The following is a 25817-nucleotide window of genomic DNA, read 5'->3' on the forward strand; positions in this document are numbered from 1 at the left end:
GGCTCGTCAGGCCGGCAAGACGATGCCGGCCTGGATGTACTTGCGGACCGTCAGCCCGTCCGAGGACTCGTAGGCGGTGACGGTGTACTCGTAGCCGACGACTTCGTCCCCTTTCCAGGTGATCTCGGTCCGCTCGGTGACCTCGCCTCTGGGGATGATGTAGCGGAAGTAGTTGTCGTCCCCGTCGATGAGGTCGATCGCGAAGGAGCGTTCGTCGCCCTTGTTGGGGCGGACCACGTCGTAGGCCAGGTACGCCGACGGGCCGGCGCCCACGATGGTCATGTCCTCGTACGCCACCCGATCGAAGAGCGACAACGTATGGACATTGGTTTCCCAGCACTTGAACTTGTACGTGCGGGTCGAGGACGTAATGTCCGTCCGGACCGGGCTCTTGTAGCCCCACGGGGTGTGCTGGGCGCGGTCCTCGTTGACGCCTTCGGAGAGCCCGGCGGGGTCGAGCGCGCCGAGGTCGTTCCACCCGGCGCCGTAGGCGTCGGTGGGGTTGGTCGGGGCGATGGTCGCCAGGGGCGAAACGCGGACCTTGCCGGGCCCGACGCCGACCCTGATCCAGGTGACGTTGTCAGCCATGCTGTTGCTCCTTGGGGCATTCGGACGGAGCCCAGCACCCGGGCACGGGTGGGGCGCGAGCTTCGCGGGTCTGCGCCCCGGCTCAGGCGGGGCGGATGTGCAGGGACGCCACGAATCCGCGGCGGATCACGTCGGGAGACGGGTCGGGGATCGTGCGCGGCCCGGTCTCCTCACCGGTGTGGGTGACCACTCCCCCGTTGCGGGTCAGGCCGGTCATGGCCTCCACCAGCGCCCGCAGGTTCTTCAGCAGGTCGTTGGTCGCTTCCAGGGATCTGGTCAGCGCCGAGATCTCTAGGCGGGGGTTGTCGATGCGTTTGCGGGCCGTCCACGTTCCGCCGATCCGTTCCAGCAGTACGATCCCGCCGGTCAGCAGGCCCTCGAACTCGTCGGGGTCGGGCAGCTGCGTGCACACGTGCCGTCCGGGCAGCTGCTCGGCGAGATGGGCGCGGACGAGTTCCTCGGCGTCGGGGAAGGTGACGGGCGTGGTCATCTCAGGTTCGGGTCTGGGCCAGGTCGATCAGCTGACCGCGCGAAAGGTCCTGCAGATCGGCGGGGTTCTTGCCGGTCTGGATCAGGTATTCGAGCCAGGCCGTCCGGGGCGCCGACATCTTCGGCGGCCGAGGCGGCTGGGGCGTAGCGGGCGCGGCAGGCGTAGCGGGCGCGGCAGGCGTAGCGGGCGCGGCAGGCGTCGACGCGGCGGGCTGCCCGAGCGCGGCGGACGGGACGGACGCGGCCGCCCCCTGATCGGAGCCCGGTGCCGCCGTGCCGCCGGGCTCGGCCCCGGCCTGGCCCTGCGCGGCGCCGGCCTCGGCGGCGGCCACGACCCGGCCGAACCCGTCCCGGGACCGTACGGCGGCCTCGTCCTCGCCGATCAGCACTACCGCGCCCGGTGTGCGGCTCTGACCGTCGTAGCCCTTGTGGGGGTGGGCCACCAGGAAATGCGGCATCGTCATCCTCCTCTTGCGGCATCAGCCGCGTTGCCGAGCACGTGAAACGCGGGGCTGCCCGGGTGGTTGACCTGCCTGACCGGGTGGGCCGCGCCTGCCCACCACAGCGCCTGGCCGGGCGCGGCGCGGATGATGTGCGGCCGCACCCCGAACTCCACGGCCGCGGCCTGCTCGTCCTCACTGACCACCAGGCGGCCGTGCCCGTCCGGGGCGGCGCGGACGACCTTGATGGACCGCAGGTAGGACCCGTTCCCGACGTGGCGTGCCGCGCTGGTCCGGGCCGCGGCCGCGACCCGGTCCGCGACGGTGTCCAGGTGGTTCTGCACGCCCTGGAGGCCCGGAATCCGCGCGATCTCCGCGTCGTTGATCTGCACGTCGACCACCTCGTGGCCCCTTCTTCTGGTCTGCCGATTGGGTCGGCGCGGTGCGCCGTGTCCGGTCAGCCTCCGGTGACGCGCGTCGCGGTCACCTCGATGTGGTGCTCGCTGCCGCCGGTCGGGTCGGGCCACACCGCCGGCGTGCCGTCGATCCTCCACAGCTGGTCGTCCCACTCGATGCGGTCGGTCGCGGTCACGTCCGTGCCGGGGTGCAGGAAGACCTGGATGCGGGTGGAGACCCGGTCGGCGCCGCCGTTGGTCGACTCGCCGGCACCGGCGGGCTGTACGCACGCCTCGACGGTCGTGCGGGCAGCGGCGGGCCCCCAGTCGAGGGTGGTGTTGTTGCCGTACCCGACCGCCTTGGCGGCGCGGACGATCGTGACCAGGTCAGTGACGATCGGAAGCATCGTGTCTCCTCCCGTGACCGGAACGGGCATTCACCAGAAACCCGACGCGCACGGGTAGTACAGCGCTCTACGCTCGGGGTGTGACCGATGACGCCCCGTCCTTGCGCGACCTGTTCCCATGGCATTTCCGGCCCACGGGCGACCAGCTCAAGCAGTACCTGACCGGCGGCCTGGTGGTGTTCGACACCAACGCCCTGTTCGACGCCTACCGGCTGAACCCGACCGGCCGCGCCGAGTTCCTCCACACCCTCGGGCTGCTCGGCGACAGGCTGTGGGTGCCGCACCGCGTCATGGACGAGTTCCTCAGGAACCGGCTCACCGTCATCACAGAATGCTCCGGCGCCATCGCCGAACTGAAGAAGGATCTCACCGGTCTGTTCAACAAGGCCAAGGGCGAGATCGAGGATTTCGGCGGTCGCCGGGGCTTGGGCAAGGAACGCGCCACCGAGCTGACCGACATCCTCGCTCAGGCGAAGCAGCAGATCATCGACAAGGCCGCCGAGTTCTACCGTTTCGAGCTCAAGCCGGCCGATTGCCGGGACAACGACCCGATCCTGACCGAAGTCGACACGCTTCTCCGCGGCCGGGTCGGGCCGCCGCTGCCCGACATGCAGGCCGTTCGGGAGGATGCTGCTTACCGGTTTAAGCGGTGTATCCCACCCGGGTACGCCGACACAGCCGACAAGGATCCCGAGGAGGCCATCGGCGACTACGTCCTGTGGGTTCAGCTCTTGGAAGAGACGGCACGCAGGAAGGTTCCGGTCCTATTCGTCACCAACGAGAGGAAAGAGGACTGGGTCGCCAAGCAGCAGGGCGGCGCCTCCCCACTTCCACGCCCGGAACTCGCGGCCGAGGTCTGGGAGCGAGCACACCAGCCCTTCCAGCTCGTCAACGTCCGCTCTTTCCTGAAGCTGGCGAACGCTCATCTCGACGCGGGGGTCAGCGAGGAGACGATCGAGCAGGCCAGCGACATCGACGTCCTTGGCCCCTTGAGCGAATCAGAGATCTCCCCTATTGAGAGAGTCCTGCTGGCGCAATTGGATCAGGGCAGGCTCAACGCCGAGCTCCTCAAATTCGCTCGGAATATCACGCTGGCCGGAAACCAAGTGGCGCACATTAGGGAAGGCTTCGAGCAGAGCCGCCTTCCGGAGACGCTCACGGCATTGTCGGCGCTTCTGCAAATGGACGCCCCGCTGACAAGAGGCGATCAACCTGATGCCAACGACTCCGAGGAAGATGAAGGTCAGTAGGTCCGCGCGTTGATGGGGAGGAGCCGTTCGGCCCGCAGGATCGTCACGGCCCTGTCGGCGTACTTGGAGGGTTTCCGTGAGGGCGACGGCGCGGCCTGCTTGCGGGAGTAGCTCACGCCTCCGACGTTCACGCTGGTGAACTGGGATTTGCCGCCGGTCTCATCGCCGGATTCGCGGATGTAATGGGCTTGGGCGCAGGTGGCGCGTTTGATCGCGGCGGCCTGGACCGGGTCGGTCGCCAGCCCGGCCTCGTCGACGTCGTAGACGGCGCCGATGAGGAGTTCGTCGATGTCCTCGGACGCCTGCTGGAGGTGGCGTGCCGCGCCGGGCCAGGCGGGGATGGTGACGAGGAAGTCTTCAAGATCAACGATCGTTGCGTAAACAACCATTTTTGTCTCGCAGAAGGGGGACGGGTGCCAGGCCCCGGCGGCCGCCCCGCCCGGGGGTTGGAAGGGCTGGGGGTCCCGGAGGCCCACCTCGCCGGGGCGCCCCCGGGGCCTGGCACGTCATCGGGGCCCGCCGCCGTCAGGAGACGACGACGAGCGGGACCTTGGCGACCGTGGTCTGCGCGCCGGCCACCGCCGGGGCGGTGTCGGTCAGCGCGGCCCCGAAGGTGAAGCCGGGCGCCTTGGACCCGGTGTGGAGCGTCGCTACCGAAGCGCGCGCCGCCGCCCCCGCGAGGGTCTGCACCGTCCCCGCGGCCGCCATGGTCGCGGCGATGTACCAGCCCGACGACTTGATCTCCACCGGCGCGGTGAGCGGCAGCTTCTTGGTCGTGTCGGCGGCCCACGCCGCCGCGACCTGGTCCGCGGTCTGGGCGAGGAGGGCCCCGTCCGGGTCGTACAGGGCGTGCCACCAGTGCGTGTACGTCACGCCGGCGGTGCCGCCGGAGGTGAACGCCAGGTTGGTGACGATGTCGCCGCGCGCGAGCCAGATGCGGGCACCGATCGCGACGCCGGTGGCGGTGGCGGTCAGGTCGGCCACCGCCGCCCAGGCGGGGATGTTGGTCCGGACGAAGGTGTCGCGGTCGACGCCGGGCAGGGCGTTGAACGGGTCGTCGAAAACCGGGGAGTCGGCCAGGACTCCGGTGTATCGGCCGTGGACGGTCACTTGCCGGCCTCCCTCTTCTCGTGTTGGGCGACGAGCTCGACGAGCTCGTTCTTGGTTTTGCCGCCCAGCTCGCTGTCGGTGAGACCGAGCTGCCTGGCGTAGGCGGTCCAGGCGGCGACGGGCGCGTTCTTGGGCGGCCTGCGCAGCTGCTCGCCCGTCCCGCCCTCACTGCCGCCGACGGTGGGTGTGTCCTGGCTGGCGGTGCTGGAGGGAGCCGGGTCCTCGCCCGTGCCGTTCCCCGTCCCCGTGGGGTCGGGCTGCTCGCTGTCGGGCTGCGCCGCGCCCTCGGCCACCGTCGGCTCGGACTCACCGCCCGGCCCGGCCGGGCCGGGCGGGCCGGGCGGTTCGTCCTTGGCCTGCGGGGTCTCCGTGGGCTCGGGCGGTTCGGCGGCCGGGTCCGCCGGGGCGGGACCGCCGGGTTCGCCGGCGTCGGTCGGTTCCGCTACGGGGGTGATCCTGTAGCCGTGGCGGCGGAAGTACCCCAGTTCCGCCTTCCGGTCGCCGTCCACGCGGGCGCGGCCAGCGGCGAACGTGACGGCGCCGACCGTGCCGTTGTAGCCCGCCAGAGGCGTCTCCACATCGAACTGCATGGGTCAGACCTTCACGTTCCGGAGCACGCCGGCCGCCTTGGTGTTCTTCAGGACCGGCGCGACGGGCCCCATCTCGACCTCGCCGGACTTGACGGCGCCGGAGGTCGTGTAGTCGGGCAGCCACGTCTCCACCAGCGGAACCCCGGCCATGGACGCGCCGTGGAAGGAGTCCAGGCCGAAGCACACGGCGTAGATGTCGGTCAGCCCCGTGATCAGGCCGCCGGCACCGCCGCCGTCCGGGTCGCGGGACTCGATCGGGATGATCGGCGACGCTCCGTCGAGGCGGTCACCGACGTCGACGAGGACCCACGGCCCGTACCGCTGGATCTGCCGGCCGAGGTCGTCCTTGGTCTCGGTGAACTGGCCGGCGCGGCGCGCCATGGACTTGATCCGCGTGATCGAGCGGGTGTTGCCGAGGATCGCGCGGACGCCGGGCGGCAGCGCGCCGGGCGCGCCCAGGTCGATGCTTCCGACGGTGGAGGGGACGAGGCGGGACAGGAAGTCGTCGAACTCGTCCAGCCGCGTGAGGGCCTTGTCCGCGGTGTCCACGGCCGCGGACGTCCAGTCGGTGTACATGCTCGCGCCGCCCGGGAAGTACTCGGTTCCGGTGCCGGTGAGGGCGAGGTCGAGGCCCTCGAACCCGTCCTCGTCCTCTTCGGTGGCCGGGTCGCCGAGGATCAGCGCCTGCTGGAACTTGCCGCGGACCGATGCCATCAGCTGCTGCATCTGGAAGTTGACCTCGGTCGTGGCCGGGTTACCGAGCCGGGCGATGACCCGGTCGATAGTGACGGCGCCGCCGAGCGGTTTGAGGTCCACGCTGAACCGCTGCCGCTTGGCCTGGCCGGGCCTGTACTCGGTGTTCAGCTTGCGGAACGCGGCCTGCGCCGCCTCGATGAGGCGGGTGTAGGCGTAGGTGAGGCTGGACCCGCCGCCGGTTCCGGGGGTGACGGTGTCGTCCCAGACCATCTGGTCCAGCAGCCAGCTGTAGCGCCGGAAGTTGTCGATGACCATGTAGTTGACGTCATCGTCCGCGTTCACCTGCGCCTGGGCGAGGGTTACGGGCACGGTGTTCTCCTTCGGTTTTGGCAAGGGCCGAGCGCCGCGCCCGCGGGCGGGCTACCTGGCCTGGTCGTAGTGCTTCTGGACCGCCTCGTTGAGGGATCCGGGCCGGGCGCGCTGCCGCTTGGCGCCGGTGTTCATCTCGCCGCCGGACCGGTCTGCGGCCGCGCGCGGCTTGGCCTTGCGGAGGCGGTCGTTTTTCTCGACCGCGTCCTTGATGGCCTGGCCGATCTCGTCCTTGAAGGCCTTGTCTGCCGGGTCCAGCCCGGCGACAGTCTTCAGGAAGCGGGCGCTGTCCAGCAGCGCCTGGGGGTTGGCGTCGTGGTCGTCTGCCGCGAGGTACACAGCCAGCTGTGTCGCGGCGTCGCGGTACTTCTCCGTGTAGGTGTCGGCGCGTTCGCGTTCGGTCTCGGTCGCGGTGTTCGCCGCCTCCAGCTGCTTGGCGAAGTCCTTGGCGACCTCCTCCGGGGAGGGCGGTGTGTCGTCCTTCTTCAGCCCGAGCGCCTTGGAGAGCGCGTCCATCTGCTTGGCCTGCGCGGCCTGCATGTCGTCGAGCTGCTTTTGCAGCGCGGCCTGGTTCTTCTCGGCCTGCTGCCGTTTGGTCCGCTCGCCTTTGAACTCCTCGCGGATCGCGGCGACGGTGCGGGCGGTCTTGTCGTCCCCGCCGCGGGCACGGCTGCGGGTCCGGGACCGGTCTTTGCTGTCCCGGCCGCCGTCCCCGTCCCCGTCGTCGTCATCGTCGTCGGGGTCGTCGGCGTCGTCTTTGCCGCGATCGTCGTCATCGTCGTCGCGGCCGTGGTCGTCGCCACTGGCGCCGCCCTGGCCGCCGTCGGTGTCCCGGCCGCTTTGACCGTCCGTGTCGTCCTTGCCGCTGTCGTCGTCGGCGCCGCCCAGGACCGGCCACACGATCCGTCCGGAGGGCAGCACGCCGACCGCGCGGAGCCCGGTGCGGTCGTGTAGGGGCAGGGTCGACACGTCCGGCAGGTTGAGTGCCGGTTTGGGCGTGGTGTTCATACAGGGATGCCTCCAGGGCATGCGAGTGGCCGGACCGCACCAGGCGGGCCGGTTCTCTGGGTGGTGTGCGAGGCTCGCGCCAGGCGGCCCCGCGTGATCGCGGGGAAGGTCAGGTGCGGGCCGAGCCCGAAGGCTCGGGCTCAGGCTCGGGGTCGCGTTCGCTGGCGGGTTGGTCGCGGTTTCCGGCGGCCTGCGCGGCGGACGGGCCGCCGGTCGCGCTGGGGATCTGGTCGAGCGGCGACGGTGTCTCCGCCTTGATCCGGTCGACCTCTTGCAGGACGCGGGGCTCGTCCCAGTCCGGGTGGACCATCTCCACGCGGGTCCGCAGGCTGACGGCGCGTGCGGAGACCAGCAGCGACACGGTCTGTGCCGTGTCGGCCGGGTCCGGGGTGATGCCGGGCGCCCACTCGATCGCCGGCGGCTGGGGCCGCAGGCCCCGCCGGTCGAAGACGGCTTCGTCGAGCGCCAGCAGGGCGTGGTTCATGTGCGCGAGGACCGGACGCACATAGTTGATCTTGTGGGCTTTGGTTTGGAACGACTGCTCCTTGCGGGCCTGGACCTCCGTCGCGGTCAGCGCGGTCTCACCGGCCAGCCCGAACGACTGCGCGGAGTAGCCGCACGCGCGGACGATGGTCTCCAGCAGCGCCTGCGTGGTGTCCTGGTGCTCCTGCACGCGGATGTCGAATTGGACCTCGTTGATGAGGGCCTGCGACGACATGGGGTTGATCTCGACCGGCGTGAACACCTCACGGTCCAGGTCGAGGCGCGCGCCCTGCCCGCGGCCCTCCGATTCCAGGAGCGCCCGGTCGGCGAGGATGCGGGCCTTGCCGAGCCGGAGGTCGCGCATCCACGACGTCCAAGCCTCGTCGAGCGCGTCCATGAACTGCTCGGCGCCCTGGTAGTCGGACCGGCCCAGGTTCACGCCCTCCGGAAGGGTCCGCCAGATCCGGTTCGGGCGAATGTTGGGGATGTACCCGACGGTCAGCAGGTCGATCCCGGTGGGGATCGCGTCGCCGTTCTCGACGAGCTTGGCGAAGGGTTCGGTTTCCTCGTAGTCGCCGAGCGGGACGAGGGCTCCGAGGCTGGTGGGCGTTCCGGCGTACACCTGGTGGCGGATCACGCCGGGCGCGTGGGTCTCCAGGTGCCGGACGACGCGCTGCTGCCCGTCGTCCTCGATCACCGTCCAGAACTGCACCTCGCGGAGCCGGCCGTACCGGAACGTGGGGATGGCACAGTCGGGCTGCACCACAGACAGCCACGACCGGTCGGAGATCGCCTTGTCCCAGGAGGTGCGCAGGTACACGCCTCCGAGCGCGGACGCCGTCTCCGCCGCCTCCCGCAGGGTGGCCTGCATCCCGTCGTCCTGGAACTCCTGGAGCCGCTCCGTGGTGGCCTTGTGATCGGTCTTGAAGGTGAGTGGGTCGGCGAACAGCAGGTTCGCCGACACGGTCGAGATGTCCGACGCGATCGGCATGTGGAGCTTCGACCGCTGTTCCCCCTCCGGGGTCGGCCGGCCCCAGAACATCCGCGCGAGCGCCCCGACGATCCCGCCGCGGTACTGCGACGGCCGGTTCAGCGGCCGGCGGCGCGGCCAGTTCGGCGGCCGGACCGCGGCCGCACCGGACCCGCCGTACACGTACTCGAGTTCGTCCGGCTCACCGGTCCACCACGCGGACCAGACGGCCATGCGGTCATGGATGGGCGCCAGCTCCGGCGGCGGCCACACGTCGGACATGCGGATCCAGGCCCCCTTTCTCGTGCTCGGGGGCCCGGTTCAGGCCGACAGGTTCAGCGGGTGCCGCGTTTCCGCAGGTGGCATCAGCACGGCCTGCGGAAACGCGGGCTACGGTTTCACGGCGGTGACAGTGCGCCGAGGTAGTGCTCCTCGATCACCGCCCACCGGGCGGCGGCCTCGGCGGGGTTCAGGTGCTCGTCGCGGCGGTACGCGCGCCACTGCCGCCGTCCTTCGAGGTACGCCCCGTGCGTCGGGTAGGCGTGCCGGTGCGGGCACTTCTCCCGCGCAGCGAGCGGCTCCGGCTCACCCACCAGATGGGAGCACCTGGGCACCACTGAGCGTCTAACAGTTGTGACCGAGCGCGACGCATCTCTTCCGTCCCCACCCGATCAGGCCCTCGACAGCGAGGATGCCGCACGCCCAGCTCCCGAGCCGGTGGCTCCGCTGCCGCAGGTGAGCGTACCGGCCCCGGCCGAGCTAGATGCTCTTCCCGCCGATCGGCGACTGGAACTGCTGGAGCTGCAGCAGGAACGTCTTGACCGTCGCCGTGACCGCCTAGACGCCGCTCGCGAACGACGGCGCCAAAGCCTGCACCAGTGGATCAACAGTGGGGTGTTGCTCATCGGAGCGATGCTCGCCGGCGGCAGCCTGCTGGCCACCGCCGCGACCCTACGCACCGGCCAGGACGAACTACACACCACCAAGGAAGGCCAGGTCACCGACCGCTACACCAAGGCCACCGAACTACTGGCCTCCAGCAAACGAGAAGTCCGTACCGCCGCAATCTACGCCCTGGAACGCATCGCCGCCGACTCCCACCGCGACCGCCTCACCATCCGTGACGTCCTGGCCGCCTACGTCCGCGAACACGACCCCGCTCCCACCATCAAATCCGCCGATCTGCCCAAAGAACCTGAGACCGACGTTGCCGCCGCCCTCACTGTCCTCACCCGCCACAGTTCAGTGCTTCACTCGACTCCCAGCCCCGCGCACGTATTCCTGCCCCTTGACCTGCACCAAGCCCGCATCTCCGGCGCCCAGTTTCCCCATAGAGCGAACCTGTCCCGCGCGAACCTGTCCCGCGCGAACCTGTCCAAGGCCAACATGGCCCGCGCGGACCTGACCGGCGCGGAGCTGTACAACGCGGACCTGACCGGCGCCCTCGTATACGACGCGGACCTGACCGGCGCTCTCTTGTACGACGCGGACCTGACCGGTGCCCTCCTGTCCGACGCGGACCTGACCAATGCCACCCTGTACAGCGCGGACCTGAGCGGAGCGGACCTGACCGGCGCGGACCTGAGCGGAGCGGACCTGAGCGGAGCGGACCTGACCGGCGCGGACCTGAGCGGAGCGGACCTGAGCGGAGCGGACCTGACCAATACCACCCTGGACGGCGCGGACCTGAGCGGAGCGGACCTGACCGGCGTTGAGGGAGTGACCGAGGCCGAGATCCGGAGTCACGCCATGGTCGACCGCAAGACTACGTTCGGCTAGTACCCATCGAGCCTAGCCCGGTAGCGCGCGGGGGTGTTCGGCTTCGTCGGCGGCGGCACGGAGTTGCGCGGCATCGCGCCGAGCGCGGCCTGCTCGTCCGCGGTGAGCTGGGCGCGGAGGAACGCAAGTAGCTCATTCATGACCACACCCGCGTCGCAAGGTGCGGCCCCGAGTGCCCGTCGTTCTGATCGCACCGGAGGCCATTAAGCGTCGCCTTGCAGTCCGGCGCTCCGGGGCAGCGGTCGCCGCTCCAGCGGGCGTAGTAGAGCCTGCACCCGGGGCGCGCACACGCGCTGTCTGGTCCTCGGTTTTCCTTCCAGAGGTGCCCGCCATGGCCGGTCCAGTAGCCGTCGGCGTCGCGGTCGCTCATGTTGTCGGCTTCGCCACGTGTTCGATGGTCTCGGCGATGAGCTGCGGCACGGTCGTGAGTGCTTCCCGTAGGAGCTGCTCGATCGCGACGGCGCGGGACCCGTCGACGTCGACGTCGATGTGCTGAACCCACTGGTCGGGCTGGTAGCGGGCCAGCATCGACAGCGCATGCAGGACTGCCCACCAAGCCATGAGCGGGTGGATGGCGTCCGCTCCGGCGACGGCGGGAAAGAACCACCGGTCGCCCTTATAGCCGCGGGTGCGGGCCATCAGGAAGTCGCGGAACTCGGCCTGAGCGTCCTGGAAGTCCCTCTTATCCTGGTCCGGAAGGTTCCAGTACAGGTAGATCGCCGACCCCGGCCATTCACCGCCAGGCTGGAACACCGGGCTGCCGTCAGACCTCGGACCCGCGAGTTCCCATCCCTGCGCGTAGGGGAAGGCGCCCATGTACTCCTCCAGGCGCTCGCGGGGCTGGACGGCCTGCGTGAGCCATGCCGGGAGACCCGCCACTCCCACGCTCCATTGAGGCTGCGGGTCCGGGGCGAGGCTGCGGTGATCGACCCGTAGCGGCATCCGCCTGCTCGCCTCATCCCCGCCGATGGGCCATTCGTGATTGGCGGGTATGCAGTCCCACAGCTCCCGCAGCCGCACGTCCGCGGTCTTGGGCAGCAGGGGTGATTGGAGGATCTCCGAGAGCCGCACGAAACTACCCGCATTGCCTGAAGCGTCGCTCCTGACCTCGATCTCGGGCAGCGGACCATCGAGGCTTCGTGCGCGGATGCCGTGACCCAGGAGCTGCCACCCGTCCCCGGCCGCGAGGGGGGACGCCGACGCCGCGGCGATGGCTCGGCCAGCCTGGCTGAGCCCGTAGAAGATGTGCAGGGGTTGTGTCTCCGGCCCCGCCTGCTCCGCCGCGTGGAACATTTGCTGGGCCTGTTCGAGCGAGGTGCAGTAGGTTCTGCGGCGCTCTGGTGTGCTCCTGGCGGGTGCGGGAGGAGCGGAACGCGTCGCGCGGAGGCGCTCCCAGGTCTTCGCTGTTTCCGCGTTCATCACCGCTCGCCCCGACCCCGGGACTGGTCGGTGAGGGCCGCGACGTGGCGGAGCCAGCGGGTGGCGTTGCCGCCGCGTGCCGGGTGGTGGACCTCGGTCACGTTCGCGGTCTCGTGGAGCGCCTTCCCCGAGAACGGCGGCCGCGGGACCAGCATCAGGCCCGCCCTGGCCAGGACCCGGTTCGCTGGGGTGCGGGCGCCGGCGCGGCGGCGCGCGGCGGGGGTGGGCTGGACGATCGGGACGCAGTTGGAGCAGGCGGCGCCGTCCGGGCCGGTGCTGAACGGTTCCGCGCCGAGGACGACGCCGCAGCGGCTACAGGCCATCGGGGTGGTCCCGTCGGCGGTGGCGAACCAGCGGGCCTGCGGGGCGGCCGTGTCCGCCCATACTTGCGTCTTCATGCCGGTCATCGTCTCACCGCCCGGCCGCCCGGCGCGGGGGCTTCGATGGGCCAGGTGTCGGCGCGCTCGACGTGCCCGCCGCCGCTGCCGGAGAACCCGAACGGCGGCGCGAGGCCCGCGTCCGGGGCGTCTGGTTCGGTGTCGAGCTCGACGGCCAGGACCTCCCGTCCGAGGAGCCGGAGCACGAGTTTCATTCCCGGGGCTCGCCGCCGACCTTGCGGGCGATCACCGCCCGGTTGGGGCCGGGGTCGCAGGGGGCGACCGGAGGTGACACTACGAGGACCTCACCGGGCCGCGCCTCGTCCCGCTCGATGACCGGTACGGGCAGGGCCCCCGGGTAGGCGCGGTTTTCGGCTTCGTCGGCGGCGGCGAGGAGCTGCGCGGCGTACCGGCGCGCGTGGGCCGGTGTGGAGTCGCCGGCATCGCGGCGGATCATCCCGTCCTGGATGCGGGGGCCGACCGGGCGGGGTTCGTGCGGGATCCGCTGGACGGTCCAGGCGCCGCGCCGGGCGAGGTCGAACCGGGCGCGGCTGTAGGGGTTGAACCAGGGCGGGCAGCCGTGGGCGTGCCAGGCGTGCACGTCGGCGTAGGTGAGGAGCCCCATGATCGTGTCGGTTTCCTCGACTTCCGGGTGGTCGTAGCCGCCGCCGACGCCGGTCAGGTAGGCCAGGGGGCGGCCGCCTCGGTCGCAGTCGCGGCAGTGCAGCGCGACGCCGCAGTTCTCGTCCCCCTCCAGCCGGAACCGTTCGAGCTCGCCGGTCTCATCCGGGGCGGGGTCCTCGATCTCGTCGCGGTCGACGAGCAGGTACAGCGGCGCGAACGAGCCGGGCTCGTGGTCGCCTGGCTTGGCGTCGTCGCCCAGGGCGTACAGGGCGCCGGACTGACCGTGCCATCCGATCTGCCGCCACCTGTACCGGTAGCAGCGGCCGGTGGCGCTGGTGGCCACGTGGACGATCTCGCCGTCGGCCGACGGCTGCAGCTGATAGGGGCGCCGGTCCGGCGCTGCGGGGAGCCGCCCGTGCCGGGGCGGGCCGGCGGGCGCGGCGTCAGCGGGGTCTTGGGGCATCGCGGGTCCTTCCAGGGGAACGCGGGTTTGTGCAGGTCGCTCGGATGCGACCTGCGGAAAACGTGGCACCCGCCGGGTTAGGCGGCGAGAGCGAGGTGGGGGCGCCACAGGAACTCGGTGGTCTTCACCCCGTACCGGCCGCCGTCGAGCGAGTGGTTATTGACCTGGATCGGTTCGTCGAGGCCCTTCTCGGCCTGGTCGGGATCCCACGTGTACCCGGGCACCTCTTCGATCCAGCCGGTGCAGGACTCGTGGACGCGGAGCCGGTCGGTCGCCAGCAGGGACGACAGCAGCCGGATCCCGTCGAGGACGCTGTTGTCGGCGAGGGTCGGGCGGACTTTGTCGCGGTGGAGCTGCTGAATGAACGATGCGGCGGACGGGTCCACGACCCAGTAGCGGGGTTGGACACCCCGCGCGGTCGTGCCGGGGATCGGGATGTTCGCGGCCCAGTCCCGCAGCCTGGCGGAGTACTCGGGGTCGGTGAGCTGCCGGCGCGTGACCCTCGCCTCGTACCGCCACTCGTTGGTCAGGTAGAGGCGGCCGTCGACGCCGAGCCCGATCATCTCCGCGGCGAACGGATTCGAGGTGCCGTAGTCGATGCCGCACGCCGGCCACATCGTGATCTCGGGGAGCGCGGTGACGACGTGCCGGTCCTCCGACCACATGTCGTACACGGCGCCCTCGGCCAGGCACCACTCCCCCGCGATGAACCGCCGGTGCCACAGGCCCACGTATTCGGCTCGGAGTTCGTTCTTGAACGACTCTTCGAGGAACGGGTTGTCGTCGAGCACGAAATGCCAGCTGCGCATGTTCAGCTGGTGCTCGCGGAGCAGGAACTTCTTCCGCAGCCAGTGGGAGGGCCCGTCGGGGTTGGTGGTGGCGATGATGCGGGCGCCCGGCACGCGGATACGCGACAGGCACATCGTCCAGAAGCCCTCGGGGACGAGGGTGGCCTCGTCGATGTAGATCAGCGCGGCGGTGGCGCCGCGGATGCGGCCCTCGGCGCGGACGTCGGACGCGCCTACCAGGTGGACGGTGCGGCCGAAGATCGTCGCGACGTTCGAGCCGCGTGTGTGGTCCACGTAGCGGGCCAGCGGCCCGAACGGGCCGAGGGGCTGCATCAGCACCTCGATGATGTTCCGCTCGACCGTCTGGAGGGTGCGGCCGACGATGAAGATCAGCCCGTTCTCGGGTGCCTGCGCCACCGCGATCAGCAGCGCCACCAGGCTCGCGATCGTCTTGCCGGAGGAGACTGCGCCTTCCCACAGGGAGATCTTCACCCGCTCGGACTCGACGATCGAGCGGATCTGCTTGCGGGACATCACACCGGTAACGCGATCCAGGTCGACCGCGAGGGGCATGCGCACCCCCTCTGCCTGTGCCCTCAGACACCGATGCGGGCCTCATTTGGCAAGTGGCTGCGGATGCATACACTGACGACAGGTCGTCGGCTCTCTTCGTAGAGAAAGAGGTCCGCAGGCCATGACCCGTGTTTGATTAGCCTCGAAGGACGAGCGACCGCTCTGCTCGCTCTCGCGGCAACCTGCTCGATCTGGGTGATGGCGCTGATCACCCTCGTGGTGGTCACAATCCTGGGGGGCGTTCTACTCCCCGCCGTGTGGTCGGCTGACAGCACTCGCCGTCGAGACGCGCGAGCCGCACTCAAACTCGTGCTCCAGTGCATCAGTGACCTGGTGCGACCTCGCGGGAAGCGAGGCGGTCGCTAATGCCGCCGTCTCAGGCCCGCGCTCCCCCAACCTCTCACCGCATTTCCGCAGGTCGCTCGGATGCCACCTGCGGAAACGCGGCAACCCGTATTACTCGGCCGGCGCCGCCCCCTCGCCGGTGTCCTGGGCCTCCTGCGCTTCCTGGTCCTCCTGGGCTTCGATCGCCTCGTAGGCGAGGCCGAGCGCGGCGCGGAGGTCTCCGATCATCGTCTTGCCCTTCTCGGCACCGTCGCCGGTGTTGAGCGCCTCGATCTTCAGGGCCTTGTCGAGGGTGATCGCCATGGCCGTATAGGCGGCCTGCTGGTCGCGTAGCGGCGGCAGCTTGGTGGTGACCAGTTCGGGGCCGAGGGGCCCGGTCACGATCTGCGTGTACGGCGACCAGGCCCGCTCACGGAGCCGCTGCGCGTCGCCGTACAGGTCGATCAGCAGACGCGCGCGGGCATGTTCGGCGTCGAACTTGGCGGCCTCGCGTGCGCGCGCGTTTTTGCCTTTTGACCGGTCAAACGCAGACGTGAGGTTCGCGGCTTTGGCGATGTTGGTGACGGTGCCGACGCTGACGCCGTGCTTGCGGGCTATGGCGTTGCGGGAGAGTTTCCCGGCCTTGATCGCGTTGAGGATCTTGGTGCGGGTGTCGTCGTCGATGCGTGGGGGCACACGGGATCACCCGCCTTCGACGAGGTGGGGCAGCGTGCGGGGCTGCTCGGGGGTGGCGGGTGCTGCGGTGCGGGCGTCGGGGAGCAGGCCGAACAGTTTCGCCCACTTCCCGACGGCGGCGTCGGCGCGGTCCCGGATGGAGAGGGCTGGGTTGGGGGCGAGGCCCTGGCCTTCGGCGATGAGGACGCCGGCGGTCTGGATCATCTGGTCGGCGTCGATGTAGGTGGCGAGGGCTGTCGCGAGGAGGGCGAAGGCGGGGGCGGTGCCTTGGGTGAGGGTTCCGGGGGCGGTGCGGGGGGCGAGGGTGTGCCAGATGGTGGTGGCTTCGTCGGACAGCCAGTCCGGCGGGTCGACGGGGGCAGGCACCGTGGTGTTGGTGCCGCCCCCGTCGAGTAGCTGGAGCGCGGCTGATTCGGGAGCCTCCTGGCCAGGCTGGCGGTTGCCGCGCTTGGTCATCGGATCAGGTGCCCGAGGCCCTCGCCCGCTCGGGCGGAGCCGCGCGGCGGGACGGCGGCGGCGTGCTGTCGCCGGTGCCTCGGCGGCGCAGGCCACCGAAGGCGTTTCGGATTCGGTTCCGCATCTTGGGGTCCTCATTTCCCTAGATGGATTTTCAGGATGCTCGCGGCCTGGTGGCCGTCGAGGTACTTGTCGCCGAGGATGTCCAGGCCCGTGTCGGTGAGGAAACGGTCCTTGGCTTCGCGGGAGGGGAACACCGCGGCGAGCCAGTGCGGGGAGTCCAGGACGCTGGTGGGGGCGGCGTCGGGGGTCTGGAATGCGGCGTGGAGGGCGGCCAGTTCGTCCAGGCATTCCTGCTGAAAGCCGCCCTGGCCGGTGAGGCCGGCTAGTGGGTCGGGGTGTGGGGTGGCGGTGAGGCGGTCGGTGACCGACTCTCCGGTTGCGGGGAGGGCTCGGGATGCCAGGAGTGCCTTGGCGCGGTCTCGCGCGTTCTGGAAGATGGTCCTTCCGGCTACCTCGGCGAGGCGGGGCCCGGGAACGTAGCGGCCGTCGGGGGTGGTTCCGGTGGCTCGGCAGAACCGGGCGGGGTCTTGCGGGTCGCGGAAGCAGAGGGCGACCCAGAATTCGGAGTCGGTGGCGAGGCGGAACCGTTCGTCCTCGCGGCGTGCGCGGGCGCGGAACCCCAGTCGCTTGTCGAGTTCCTCGGGGGTGGCGTCTTCGTCGCCGGGCCGCAACTGCGGCTGATCGGGGTCGGCGGGCGGTTCGGCGGCCGGTGCGGTGGTGCCGCGGCCGCCCAGGGCCTCCAGGCGGCGGCGCACCTCGTCAGAGATCGGCACGGTACAGGTCCGTATCTGCGAGCGGGAACCAGTCCAGCACTCGCTGGTAGTCCTCGGGCGCGTACGTTTTGAGCTTGGCCAGGAACCTGCGGTCGAGGCCGTCGAAGCTGCGGCCGAACCACAGGTAGTCGGGCGGTAGCCGGACGCCGGCGGTTTCGATGGCGCCTATGACGTCGGCCTTGCGCCAGTCCCACACGACCTTCTGGGTGTGGGCGTTGGCGTTGATGGGGCCGTGGCTTTTCAGGGCCATGCGGCGGTTCGGGGAGTCCGCGGCGCGCACACCGTCGCACACCCACGAGTCGTCGCCCAGGCCGTAGTGCCGGCGCACGAGATCGTTGAGCTCGCGGTAGGTGAATTCCGGGAGCTTCGCGGCCTCGATGACGTGGCACCGCTCGGGCGGCTGGAAGGTCAGCGCGTTCAGCCACCTGTAGAGCGAGGGGTGCGGCAGGTTCAGGATGGGCCCGTCGCAGCCGAAGAAGTCGGCCATGTAGGCGAGTGACTCCTCCACGAACCTCAGGCCGGGGATCAGGTACAGGTGGTACGGGATCACCTGCACACCGGCGTCACGGAGTGCGAGCCAGGCCGCGAGGGAGTCCTTGCCGCGGCTGAAGCTGAGCAGGACCGGCTTGCCGGCCTCTGCCAGCTCCTTACGGAGGATGGCGGAGGGAGTGACTCCCTCAATCTCAATCACAGGCATGCAAATATTCTTATCAAGTCGGATTGTGTTTGTGTAGATCTCTGGCCGGATCCTGCCACTGGCAGGACTGTCCGGCCCTTCAACCTGCCAGGGACCGGCGGACGGCAGTAGAGGTCAGTCCCTGGCGGGACCTGTCCTGTGGTGCTGTGTAGCGGGCACAGGCAGGGGTGGGGGCGGTCGGCAGTACTCCCTGGTTAGGATCATATTTCATGTCAGAGTTGACATGATTATTGCCTTGCCATATTGTTGTGGTCATCGGCAGGGACACAGGGTCCCGGCCACCACCACCCGGAGGTCAAGATGGCTCAGGACTTCGTCGGCAAGATCAAGGCGCTGCTCGCCAAGGCGGAGCACCCCAACACGTCGCCCGCGGAGGCCGAGGCGTACATGGCCCTGGCGGCCAAGCTGATGAAGGCCAAGGGCATCGAAGAGGCTCACATCCGGGAGACGCGCGGCGACGACCCGGAGGAGATCACCCTCCTGGTGGTCGAACTGTCCATCGACCACGGGACGGTGATGTGCGAGGCCGTCTCCCCGATGATCAAGGCCATGGGCGCGGAGGCTCTCTACAACTCCTACACCGGCGAGTTGACCGTCGTGGGGACCCGCTCCCTCCTGGGCGGCATTGAGATCCTGATCGCCAGCGTTCAGATTCAGATGATCGGCTCCGCCAACAAGGCGGGCGACGAGTACGAGGCGAAGCTCCGGCGCCAGAACCCCCACTGGTCCTACGGCCAGGTCGGGGACGCGGTCGACCAGTGGGTGTGGGACTACATCCGGGGCTACGGGGGTGGGCTGGCCGCCAAGATCCGGGAGCGGGTCGGGGAGTTGGCTGACGAAGCCCCCGGCAACGCCCTGGTGCTTCAGACCGAGGCGGACCGGATCCGGAACTGGTTCCGGCAGCAGTTCCCCAACACGGTCCCCCTGAAGGGGCAGCGCATCCAGAACGCGGACGCGATCCGCCGGGGTGCCAGGGACGGGCGCAACACCGACATCGGGGACACCCGGGTCAACGGTGGCGCCAGCGGCACCCGCCGCGCTCTCGACTGAGCCACCGGCTCCCACCCCCGGCAGGGTCCTCCTGCCGGGGGTTTTCGCATGCACTCACCGCGACCCCCGGCAGCCGGCTACCGGGGGAAGAGCTGCGGCACGGGGACGGACGGGCACGGGGACGGGCAAGGGGACGGGGACGGACGGGCACGGGCCCTGTAGTGGCCTGTGAGGGCCCTTGAGAGCTACCGGGTCACCGGGGATGGCGGGGGCGGTATCAGGCGGTCACAGGTCAAACTGTGGCCATTCATTATTTCTCCCGGATAACTTGACTTGATTATTGGATTGCCATAAGTTGGGGGTGTTGGAAGCAAGCAAGGCAAGAACCGGGAGGACACATGGAGATCGGTGACGGTCCGGACGCGGAGCCCGGTGGCGGCCGGTCCTGGCTGGGCATGGGCGCGCGTGACTTCGACATCGAGGCCGGCCCGGAGGCCGACTACCAGCAGGACGCGCTGTTCCCCGAGCCGGACGCCTGCGGCACCACCGACCTGCTCTCCTAGCCCGCTGACCTGAAAGAGCCTGCTCATGATCAAGACCAAGCTGACCGCGCTGGCCCACTTGCTCAGCCCCGCCCGGCGGGCCATCCGGCCCGAGCGGCTCCAGGCCCTCACCGATGACGAACTCGCCGGCAAGTACCAGGAGTGGGTCGACCGTCGCCCGCACCTGGCCGCCGTGGTGCTCGGCGAGGCGGCGCGGCGCGACCTGGTGAACGAGAAGGCAAGGAAGGAGCGGGCGCGGAAAGAACGGCGACGCATCAAGGAGGCCGAGTACAAGGACGCCTACGCGCTGTGGCTCGAAGCGCACTACAAGATGGCCGAGGAGCACACGCGGGGGCACCTCCTGACCAAGGAGGGATGGGCGTTGGGGGTCGACCCGATGTCGCTGTTCTCCGGGCAGTGGGCGCGGGCGCGCAAGTACGCCAGCCCGGAGCTGCTGGCCTTCTGGGAGATGCGGCCGCGGGTCACCTACTCGGAGTTCAAGCAGCGGTCCCGCGAACAGGCCCCTGAAGAGATCGCGGCCTGACCCCCCAATAGCCGGGCTCCGTCCGCCCGCCCGGGCGGAGCCCACCCCCTCAACAGACAGGAGTTTTCTCCAGCATGGGAAGTATCAAGATCACGCACGGCTTGGCCGAGGGCACGCTGGTGCACGGTACCGAGCAGGGTGATGGGACCGGGAAGATCCTCGGCGGCAAAGGCGGGTGCGGGTTCCGGTTCTCCCGGAACCTGGGTGCCTGGTATCTCCCGCACTCGCGGGACCGGGTATCCAAGTCCTGGGTCATCCGCGACGCCGAGCAGCGACTCACCGCGGCCGGCCACACCGTCACCGTGGAGATCGACGACGCCTCCCCCGGCCGGAACTTCGCCGAGGCGGAGGCCGAGCGGAACGAGCGGGCGGAGACCCGGGCCGAGCGGTACGGGTCGCGGGGCGTGCGCGCCGCCCAGGCAGGGGAAGCCCGGTGGGCGCGCAACCGGGAGCGGGCATCGCACATCCCGATGGGGCAGCCGATCCTGGTCGGGCACCACTCCGAGAGGCGGCACCGCAACTTCCTGCGGAAGCTGTGGCGCAGCGACGGCATCGCGGTCAAGGACATGCAGCGCGGCGAGTACTGGGCGGCGCGGGCCGCGGCTGCGGAGAAGTACAAGGACCGGCGGGAGGCGCTGCCGACGACGCTCCGCCGGATCGAGAAGCTCGACGCCGAACTCCGGTCGCTGGACCGGCGGCTCGCCGAAGCGGCGGAGCGCGCCGCCGATGCCGGCCCGGACGGGCGGGCGGACAGGCTGCGGGCCTTCTGGCGGCGGCTGCTGCGCCGCGAGCCGGTGCCGGTGCCGGACTCCCCTGGGGTGGTCCGGTTGCGGACGACGCGCGAGCAGACTGCCGGGCAGCTGGCCTATTGGCGGGACCACGTCGCCCGCCTGGAGGCCGAGGGCGCCAAGGTGTGGGGGCCTGCGGACTTCTCCAAGGGCGACTTCGCGCTGCACCGGGGCCGCTGGTTCGAGGTGATCCGGGTCAACCCCAAGACCCTGACGGTGCCGTGGCAGCACTACATGTTCAGTTTGAAGGTGCTGACGGTCGAGGCGGCGACCAAGGCTCATCAGAGCGGCGGCCGGTTGAACACCGACCGGTTCCCCTATGACGACGTTCAGGGCCGGATGTCGGCGGAGGAGATGACCGCGAAGCTGGCGCAGCCGGCAGAGCCCCAGGCCGGGTAACCCCCCACGGGCCCGGGGGTTCCTCCCTGCGGGTGGGAACCCCCGGGCCTCCCGGAGAGGCAGGAGACGAGCATGAAGGCACGGGTACGGCAGGTGGCCGGTCGACGCGTACCGGGTACGGCTCTGGCGAGACCGGTTCCGGCCCGCAGGGGCTGCGCCCGCGTGGCCGCGCAGTATTCTGCCCCCATGGAGCTTGACGGGAATATTGTCTTGCAGTCGGCGGAAGAGATCCCCGAGAACCGGGACGAGATCCCCGCTGAGGCCCTGGTCAGTGTCGACGTGTGGGCGGCCTTGCAGGGCGTGTCGAAGGCGACGGTGCAGCAGAACCGGTCCCGGCACAACGCGCGGCGCGGCACGCCCGACGCGCGGCCCGGTGACATGCCGGAAGAGGACAGGACCATCGGCCGGAGCCCGTTCTGGCTGATGGCGACCTACCGCGAGTGGGATGCGAGCAAGCCCGGTAAGGGCTTCGGCGCGGGCCGTCCCAAGGGCACGGGAGGGAATTACTCGCCTCGCGCGCCGCGCACGCTCCAGCTGCCCGGCGACTGCCCTCACTGCGGCAAGGCGGTCCGGCGGAAAGACCTCCCGGAGGGCACGAAGACCCGCAGCAGGCGAAGCCTGGAACTGCCCGCCCTGTGCCCGCACTGCAGCCGGGAGATCCGCGGCGAGGACCTCCTCGCCGCCACGACCTGAACCCTGGTCAGACGGTGGTCCAGTCGGCGGCGAGCAGATCGGTCTGAGACGCGACCCACGGCACGAAGTCACGTTCGGCGGTGAACATCATCAGGTAGGGCCGGAACTTGCAGACGGTGCCCTGTCTGATCCCGGCGGCCTGCGCCGTGTTGGCGTTGATCGGGATGCCGTTCGGGTAGCCGGCTTGGAGCACGATGAACATGCCTCGGCCGTTCCACCCGTCGCGGGCGAGTCGTTCGCCGTCGCGGAGCCGTTCGAGTGCTTCTCCGAAGTGCATGCGTGGGTCACTCTCTTTCAGGTCAGGAGGCGGGTGCCCCAGGGGCGTACGGGCCGGCATCGGCAGCGCGGGTGTACCGCGCCGGGCAGGCCCATCCGCGGGGGGTTTGAGACGAGGAAGTCTTGGCGGTGGGCGTGGCGGCAGTCGGCGGTGGTGGAACCGTCGTGGACTGTGGACCAGCCGAGGCGGTCCCCGTAGATGGCGGCGAGGCGGTCGACCTCGGTGGCGGTGCGGCGGCGGTTGGCCTGGGCGGCCAGGTGCTGCCGCAGGTACCGCAGTTCGGTGGGCATGGCTTGGCGGACCGCGTCGGCGACGCTTTGGCGCCGGGGGCGGGTCGTGATGGCGGTGTGGAAGCGTCGGGCGGCGTTGACCAGGTACCAGGCCCGGTACCAGCGCGCGGACCGCTGGTTGCGGGCGGCCGCGGTCCTGGCGGCGTGTGGGGGCCGGTCGGGTGGGATCCGGCGTGCGAGGCGGGCAGCGGCGCGGATCGCCGCCGCGGCGAGCCGCAGCGGGGAGAGTGCCCGCCGGAGCGCGGACGGGCCGGAGGGCAGTGCGGCGGCGACGGCGTCGATGATGCGGCGCGTGCGGCGGTCGGGTTCCTGCTCCTCGTGCTGCTGGTGGCGCACCGCTCCCCCTTTCACCGTTTCGACGGCCAGCCTGCGCCGTCGCGGCTGAGATGGCTGGCGACGACGGTGGCGGCGGTGTCCACGGGCACCGAAGGCGGAGTGCCGGTGGCGAAGGGCCGCAGGAGCGCGGCGACCGCGTCGGCGGCCGGGTCGCCGCCGGCGCGGTACAGGACCGTGCCGCCCGGCGGGTACTCCGGCAAGACCGGCCCGTCGGCCGGATCGGCGCGGCCGCGCTCGAACCGGTACCGGAGCAGCGCCCACAGGTCGAAGGAGTCGCGGCGAGTGATGAAACCCGTCACGGCCAGGACGTCGAACCTGGTCAGGCCCATGAGTTTGCTGTCGTTGTCCGCCACGATCAGGTCGCGGCGGGGTATGCCGTAGTCTCGCGCCGCCGTGATGGCCTGGGCGTGGTCGAAGGCGCACACGACCGTCAGCATCAGACGCCACCCTCGCGGTCGAGCGCGTTCTGGTCGGCCAGCTGGAGCCGGTCCAGGACGATCGCGAAGGTGCGGGCGGCGTCCCGCACTTTCACGGTGCGGCCCGTGGCGTCGGCGAAGGGCTCGATCAGCGCGGCGAGGGCGTCCACGGCGCGGTCATCGATGGCGGTGGTGTAGACGGCGTTGACCTGCGGCGGCTGCGGCGGCAGTTCCGGCGGGTTCGCGGCGCGTTCGGCGGCGCGGAGGAGATCCCGCCACGCCTGGTGCGCGTCGGGGCGGCGCGCGAAGTCGGCGGTGACCGTCACGTCGAAGGTGTCGGCGCCGTCGAGCCGGTCGAGCTGGTGGAGGAACACGCGGTCGCCGGCCGCGATGTTGAGGGCGCGGGCTGCCTGGTCGGCGTCGGCGGCGTTCAGCGCGCAGATGACCGTCTTCACCGCCCGGAGTCCTTCGCTCGCGCGAGCCGGTCGAGGTGTGCGGCGCGGACCTTGTTGTGGCGGGCGTCTGCGAGCGCGTTGTGGAGCCCTTCCGGCTGCTCGGGCAGCTGCGGGTTCCCGAGCCGTTCGGTCTCCTGGCGGAGGTCGTAGGTCCACATCGGCACGCCGGGCGGCAGATCGACCATGGATCCCCACAGCTGGCACAGCACGACGTGGTCGTAGGCGCCGTACCAGGCGCACAGGACGGGGTCGGGGGTGGCGGCGATGAACGTGTGGACGGCGGAGGCGATCTGCGCGCGGGGCTGCACGTCGGGGTGGTCGAGGTCCAGGTGCCCGTGTATGCAGCGGCAGCGGTGGCCGGGCGGGTCCTGCCGCTGCGGCAGCGACGGCCACACGTTGGCGACCAGCCAGGGGTTGGCGAGGAGCCGGCGGGTGTCGAACTCGGAGGAGACGGCATAGAACTCGCGGCCGTCGTCGGCGACGAGGCCGATGGAGACGAGTTCGATCGGGTGGTCCGGGCCGGCCTCGATGAACTCGCAGTCGTAGTAGATGCGCATCGGTCAGGCCCTCCACGCTTCGGGGTCGTGGCGGCGGGCCCGCTCGGGCATCACGTACGGCTGGGCGGTGTAGTCGAACCCCACGTGTGAGCCGGTCTGGATGTGCGGATTGCCGAGGGAGACGCCGCCCTCGCAGCCGCCCTGGTAGACGCCGGGGCCAGTCCAGCCGGTGCAGGTGTCGCCTTCGTGGCGGCCGTGGGGGCAGCGGTCCAGGTCGGTCCACATGTCGGCGAAAGACCGTGCCCGGGCGGGGTCGGCCGCGGCGGTGTCGTCGCCTGAGACGGTGCCGCATGCGTCACGGTCGCCGCGGGGCTCGTCCTCTGCGAGGGTTTCGAGATGCGCGCGGATCTTCGCGACCGATTCGGTGGCGCGGGTGACGGCCTGGGTGAGCGGCGAGTACAGGACGGTGTCGGCGATGTGCAGGGCCGCGTTCGCCTCGTTGGTGCTGGTGAGGTGCTTGCGGGTCCAGGCCAGCGCGTGTGTGACCTTGTCGAGCTCGCGCACGACGTCGTCGGGGTGCATGGGTGAGGGTTCCTTTGCGGGCGGAAGGAGAGGGGTGCCAGGGCGGCCGTCCCCGGTGCGGCACGCCTGCGTGGGTGCCGCATGCTCGACCTGGGGCGGGCCGCCCCGGCGTGGGGTGGTGATGGGGGTGCGATCAGGGGGCGGGGCGCGGGCGCAGTTCGCGGGGCGAAAGCTCGGTGCCTTCGAGGGCGGCGGCGAGTTTGCGGAGAGCGTCGGCGACGTTGTCGGCGAGCACCGAGGAGTGGATGGTGGCCTTCACGCGCCGTACCGGCGGCGTGGTGTCGGCGTCGGTCTCTTCCCACTCGGTGCTGATCTCGCAGGTGACGGAGACCTCGGCGATGGTCAGGTCGTCCAGCACGACTTTCAGGGGCAGGGATGCGCGGCTCATGCCGGCTGCTGCTCGCCGGCGGAGGCGTGGGTGTTGTCGGGCATCGCGGGTTCCTTCGCGTGGTGGCGGGGTCGGGGTGGTGTTGCGCGGGCGGGTGCGGCCCCTTCGCCCCGTAACCCCCCGCTAGGACTCCGGGGTCGAAGGGGCCGCGTGATCTCCGGACGTCCGCCTCGTGAAAGGTTCGTCCGGAGCGGCGCACTCGTCCCTGGTCTTGAAGCCCGAGGGGGTGCGCAGCCTGGAGGTTCGGTGTCAGCCGGCGAGGGCCGCGCGGGAGGTGCGTTTCGCGCTGCCGCTGGTACGTACCGCGGCGTCGTAGGCGGCTTTCTCGGCCTTGACGACGTCGGCGCGGCGGTAGAGGGGTCGGCGGGGCGGTGACCCGTCTGCGGGTTTCAGGTAGCCGTTCGTCCGCCAGGTGCTGATCGTGGACGGTGAGACTTCCATCGCTTCAGCCGCCTGCTTGGTCGTCCAATACTCCTCGCCGTCGGGGCCTTGGATGGGATCACCCCCTGGACGCGCGAATGCCCCCAGCCGGCGTGTCGGGCTGAGGGCAAAGGTGTTCCAAGCGATTCTTAGTTTGGACCGCAGGTCAGAGCGTTGTCAACGCGGCAGGCTGATCTTCGCTCATGCGGGTTGTGGGGAGGCGGGTAGCCGTTTGGTGCAGGACTGCCCGGCATGCGCTGGTCGGACGCAGACCCAACCATCGGCGTCGGGGTGGACGATGTGCATCACGGGCAGCAGCGGCTGGAGCATCGGACCGTCGACGAACAGTCCGTCTTCGGTGCCGGGCCCCGAG

Annotated in this window: 37 protein-coding genes; 7 read left to right on the forward strand and 30 right to left on the reverse strand. The window is 70.4% G+C overall.

Annotation, left to right across the window (positions count from 1 at the left end; all coding sequences use genetic code 11):
- Positions 1 to 6: 6 nt before the first annotated feature.
- The 5 genes from ACH34S_RS11785 to ACH34S_RS11805 form a co-directional block, all read right to left on the reverse strand.
- Positions 7 to 588: a hypothetical protein gene (locus ACH34S_RS11785; RefSeq protein ID WP_395952568.1), complete on the reverse strand. Its 582-nt coding sequence runs from the start codon at positions 586 to 588 to the stop codon at positions 7 to 9.
- 82 nt (positions 589 to 670) lie between these two features.
- Positions 671 to 1078: a hypothetical protein gene (locus ACH34S_RS11790; RefSeq protein ID WP_395952569.1), complete on the reverse strand. Its 408-nt coding sequence runs from the start codon at positions 1076 to 1078 to the stop codon at positions 671 to 673.
- 1 nt (position 1079) lies between these two features.
- The gene (locus ACH34S_RS11795; RefSeq protein ID WP_395952570.1) at positions 1080 to 1535 is read right to left on the reverse strand and encodes a hypothetical protein; all 456 of its coding nucleotides are present in this window, start codon (positions 1533 to 1535) and stop codon (positions 1080 to 1082) included.
- Positions 1536 to 1537: 2 nt separating this feature from the next.
- Entirely contained in the window at positions 1538 to 1918 is a 381-nt protein-coding gene (locus tag ACH34S_RS11800; RefSeq protein WP_395952571.1) for a hypothetical protein, read from the reverse strand.
- 56 nt (positions 1919 to 1974) lie between these two features.
- Positions 1975 to 2319, reverse strand: coding sequence for a head-tail adaptor protein (locus ACH34S_RS11805; protein ID WP_395952572.1), 345 nt, complete (start codon positions 2317 to 2319; stop codon positions 1975 to 1977).
- An 80-nt stretch (positions 2320 to 2399) separates the two neighbouring features.
- Here ACH34S_RS11805 and ACH34S_RS11810 point away from each other — a divergent pair, with 80 nt between their 5' ends.
- The gene (locus tag ACH34S_RS11810; protein WP_395952573.1) at positions 2400 to 3569 is read left to right on the forward strand and encodes a PIN-like domain-containing protein; all 1170 of its coding nucleotides are present in this window, start codon (positions 2400 to 2402) and stop codon (positions 3567 to 3569) included.
- Here ACH34S_RS11810 and ACH34S_RS11815 read toward each other — a convergent pair.
- The 7 genes from ACH34S_RS11815 to ACH34S_RS11845 form a co-directional block, all read right to left on the reverse strand.
- Complete coding sequence (locus tag ACH34S_RS11815; protein ID WP_395952574.1) at positions 3563 to 3958, reverse strand: hypothetical protein; 396 nt, start codon at positions 3956 to 3958, stop codon at positions 3563 to 3565. The two genes, ACH34S_RS11810 and ACH34S_RS11815, sit on opposite strands and share 7 nt — an antisense overlap.
- Before the next feature lie 136 nt (positions 3959 to 4094).
- Positions 4095 to 4679 carry a hypothetical protein gene (locus ACH34S_RS11820; protein ID WP_395952575.1) on the reverse strand — a complete coding sequence of 195 codons (585 nt, stop codon included), beginning with the start codon at positions 4677 to 4679 and terminating at the stop codon, positions 4095 to 4097.
- Positions 4676 to 5269, reverse strand: coding sequence for a hypothetical protein (locus ACH34S_RS11825; RefSeq protein WP_395952576.1), 594 nt, complete (start codon positions 5267 to 5269; stop codon positions 4676 to 4678). Before ACH34S_RS11825 ends, ACH34S_RS11820 begins: the two co-directional genes overlap by 4 nt.
- 3 nt (positions 5270 to 5272) lie before the next feature.
- Positions 5273 to 6334 (reverse strand): major capsid protein, encoded by a 1062-nt coding sequence (locus ACH34S_RS11830; protein ID WP_395952577.1) that lies wholly within the window; start codon positions 6332 to 6334, stop codon positions 5273 to 5275.
- A 51-nt stretch (positions 6335 to 6385) separates the two neighbouring features.
- Positions 6386 to 7342 (reverse strand): hypothetical protein, encoded by a 957-nt coding sequence (locus ACH34S_RS11835; protein WP_395952578.1) that lies wholly within the window; start codon positions 7340 to 7342, stop codon positions 6386 to 6388.
- Between the two features lie 109 nt (positions 7343 to 7451).
- Complete coding sequence (locus tag ACH34S_RS11840; protein WP_395952579.1) at positions 7452 to 9077, reverse strand: phage portal protein; 1626 nt, start codon at positions 9075 to 9077, stop codon at positions 7452 to 7454.
- Positions 9078 to 9193: 116 nt separating this feature from the next.
- A complete protein-coding gene (locus tag ACH34S_RS11845; RefSeq protein WP_395952580.1) occupies positions 9194 to 9388 on the reverse strand; it encodes a hypothetical protein in 195 nt (64 codons plus the stop codon).
- Positions 9389 to 9428: 40 nt separating this feature from the next.
- Here ACH34S_RS11845 and ACH34S_RS11850 point away from each other — a divergent pair, with 40 nt between their 5' ends.
- On the forward strand, positions 9429 to 10574 hold the full coding sequence (locus tag ACH34S_RS11850; protein WP_395952581.1) for a pentapeptide repeat-containing protein: 1146 nt from the start codon (positions 9429 to 9431) through the stop codon (positions 10572 to 10574).
- Here ACH34S_RS11850 and ACH34S_RS11855 read toward each other — a convergent pair.
- From ACH34S_RS11855 to ACH34S_RS11900, 10 genes are all read right to left on the reverse strand, one after another.
- Complete coding sequence (locus ACH34S_RS11855) at positions 10571 to 10714, reverse strand: hypothetical protein (protein ID WP_395952582.1); 144 nt, start codon at positions 10712 to 10714, stop codon at positions 10571 to 10573. The two genes, ACH34S_RS11850 and ACH34S_RS11855, sit on opposite strands and share 4 nt — an antisense overlap.
- 226 nt (positions 10715 to 10940) lie before the next feature.
- Entirely contained in the window at positions 10941 to 11993 is a 1053-nt protein-coding gene (locus ACH34S_RS11860; protein WP_395952583.1) for a YaaC family protein, read from the reverse strand.
- The gene (locus ACH34S_RS11865) at positions 11993 to 12391 is read right to left on the reverse strand and encodes a hypothetical protein (RefSeq protein ID WP_395952584.1); all 399 of its coding nucleotides are present in this window, start codon (positions 12389 to 12391) and stop codon (positions 11993 to 11995) included. The genes ACH34S_RS11860 and ACH34S_RS11865 overlap by 1 nt, the downstream gene beginning before the upstream one ends.
- A 5-nt stretch (positions 12392 to 12396) precedes the next feature.
- A complete protein-coding gene (locus ACH34S_RS11870; protein WP_395952586.1) occupies positions 12397 to 12585 on the reverse strand; it encodes a hypothetical protein in 189 nt (62 codons plus the stop codon).
- Positions 12582 to 13457: a hypothetical protein gene (locus ACH34S_RS11875; RefSeq protein WP_395952588.1), complete on the reverse strand. Its 876-nt coding sequence runs from the start codon at positions 13455 to 13457 to the stop codon at positions 12582 to 12584. Before ACH34S_RS11875 ends, ACH34S_RS11870 begins: the two co-directional genes overlap by 4 nt.
- A 77-nt stretch (positions 13458 to 13534) precedes the next feature.
- A complete protein-coding gene (locus ACH34S_RS11880) occupies positions 13535 to 14818 on the reverse strand; it encodes a PBSX family phage terminase large subunit (RefSeq protein ID WP_395952589.1) in 1284 nt (427 codons plus the stop codon).
- A 456-nt stretch (positions 14819 to 15274) separates the two neighbouring features.
- Positions 15275 to 15838 (reverse strand): hypothetical protein, encoded by a 564-nt coding sequence (locus ACH34S_RS11885; RefSeq protein ID WP_395952590.1) that lies wholly within the window; start codon positions 15836 to 15838, stop codon positions 15275 to 15277.
- A gap of 6 nt (positions 15839 to 15844) precedes the next feature.
- Complete coding sequence (locus ACH34S_RS11890; RefSeq protein ID WP_395952591.1) at positions 15845 to 16294, reverse strand: P27 family phage terminase small subunit; 450 nt, start codon at positions 16292 to 16294, stop codon at positions 15845 to 15847.
- Between the two features lie 134 nt (positions 16295 to 16428).
- Positions 16429 to 17130 (reverse strand): hypothetical protein, encoded by a 702-nt coding sequence (locus ACH34S_RS11895; RefSeq protein ID WP_395952592.1) that lies wholly within the window; start codon positions 17128 to 17130, stop codon positions 16429 to 16431.
- Complete coding sequence (locus ACH34S_RS11900) at positions 17117 to 17827, reverse strand: hypothetical protein (RefSeq protein WP_395952593.1); 711 nt, start codon at positions 17825 to 17827, stop codon at positions 17117 to 17119. The genes ACH34S_RS11895 and ACH34S_RS11900 overlap by 14 nt, the downstream gene beginning before the upstream one ends.
- A gap of 300 nt (positions 17828 to 18127) precedes the next feature.
- Between ACH34S_RS11900 and ACH34S_RS11905 the strand changes: the two genes are divergently transcribed.
- The 5 genes from ACH34S_RS11905 to ACH34S_RS11925 all read left to right on the forward strand — a co-directional run bounded on the left by ACH34S_RS11905 (position 18128) and on the right by ACH34S_RS11925 (position 21783).
- Positions 18128 to 18877 carry a DUF2786 domain-containing protein gene (locus tag ACH34S_RS11905; RefSeq protein WP_395952594.1) on the forward strand — a complete coding sequence of 250 codons (750 nt, stop codon included), beginning with the start codon at positions 18128 to 18130 and terminating at the stop codon, positions 18875 to 18877.
- A 338-nt stretch (positions 18878 to 19215) separates the two neighbouring features.
- Positions 19216 to 19380, forward strand: coding sequence for a hypothetical protein (locus ACH34S_RS11910; protein ID WP_395952595.1), 165 nt, complete (start codon positions 19216 to 19218; stop codon positions 19378 to 19380).
- A gap of 25 nt (positions 19381 to 19405) precedes the next feature.
- Complete coding sequence (locus tag ACH34S_RS11915) at positions 19406 to 19903, forward strand: hypothetical protein (RefSeq protein ID WP_395952596.1); 498 nt, start codon at positions 19406 to 19408, stop codon at positions 19901 to 19903.
- Between the two features lie 74 nt (positions 19904 to 19977).
- Positions 19978 to 21090 carry a DUF3560 domain-containing protein gene (locus ACH34S_RS11920; protein WP_395952597.1) on the forward strand — a complete coding sequence of 371 codons (1113 nt, stop codon included), beginning with the start codon at positions 19978 to 19980 and terminating at the stop codon, positions 21088 to 21090.
- Between the two features lie 210 nt (positions 21091 to 21300).
- Positions 21301 to 21783, forward strand: a complete 483-nt coding sequence (locus ACH34S_RS11925; RefSeq protein ID WP_395952598.1) for a hypothetical protein — start codon at positions 21301 to 21303, stop codon at positions 21781 to 21783.
- A gap of 7 nt (positions 21784 to 21790) precedes the next feature.
- Here the strand turns inward: ACH34S_RS11925 and ACH34S_RS11930 are convergent, their stop codons facing one another.
- The 8 genes from ACH34S_RS11930 to ACH34S_RS11965 form a co-directional block, all read right to left on the reverse strand.
- The gene (locus ACH34S_RS11930; protein ID WP_395952599.1) at positions 21791 to 22060 is read right to left on the reverse strand and encodes a DUF2829 domain-containing protein; all 270 of its coding nucleotides are present in this window, start codon (positions 22058 to 22060) and stop codon (positions 21791 to 21793) included.
- 17 nt (positions 22061 to 22077) lie between these two features.
- Positions 22078 to 22686: a hypothetical protein gene (locus ACH34S_RS11935; protein ID WP_395952600.1), complete on the reverse strand. Its 609-nt coding sequence runs from the start codon at positions 22684 to 22686 to the stop codon at positions 22078 to 22080.
- An 11-nt stretch (positions 22687 to 22697) separates the two neighbouring features.
- Positions 22698 to 23123: a hypothetical protein gene (locus ACH34S_RS11940; RefSeq protein ID WP_395952601.1), complete on the reverse strand. Its 426-nt coding sequence runs from the start codon at positions 23121 to 23123 to the stop codon at positions 22698 to 22700.
- Positions 23123 to 23557, reverse strand: a complete 435-nt coding sequence (locus ACH34S_RS11945) for a hypothetical protein (protein WP_395952602.1) — start codon at positions 23555 to 23557, stop codon at positions 23123 to 23125. Before ACH34S_RS11945 ends, ACH34S_RS11940 begins: the two co-directional genes overlap by 1 nt.
- Positions 23554 to 24114 (reverse strand): hypothetical protein, encoded by a 561-nt coding sequence (locus ACH34S_RS11950; RefSeq protein WP_395952604.1) that lies wholly within the window; start codon positions 24112 to 24114, stop codon positions 23554 to 23556. Before ACH34S_RS11950 ends, ACH34S_RS11945 begins: the two co-directional genes overlap by 4 nt.
- Positions 24115 to 24117: 3 nt before the next feature.
- Positions 24118 to 24636: a hypothetical protein gene (locus ACH34S_RS11955; RefSeq protein WP_395952605.1), complete on the reverse strand. Its 519-nt coding sequence runs from the start codon at positions 24634 to 24636 to the stop codon at positions 24118 to 24120.
- Between the two features lie 133 nt (positions 24637 to 24769).
- Positions 24770 to 25024, reverse strand: coding sequence for a hypothetical protein (locus tag ACH34S_RS11960; RefSeq protein ID WP_395952606.1), 255 nt, complete (start codon positions 25022 to 25024; stop codon positions 24770 to 24772).
- Positions 25025 to 25273: 249 nt separating this feature from the next.
- A complete protein-coding gene (locus ACH34S_RS11965) occupies positions 25274 to 25609 on the reverse strand; it encodes a MerR family transcriptional regulator (protein WP_395953310.1) in 336 nt (111 codons plus the stop codon).
- Positions 25610 to 25817 lie beyond the last annotated feature (208 nt).

The sequence above is a fragment of the Actinomadura sp. 3N508 genome, from assembly GCF_044326375.1.
Classification (GTDB): domain Bacteria; phylum Actinomycetota; class Actinomycetes; order Streptosporangiales; family Streptosporangiaceae; genus Spirillospora.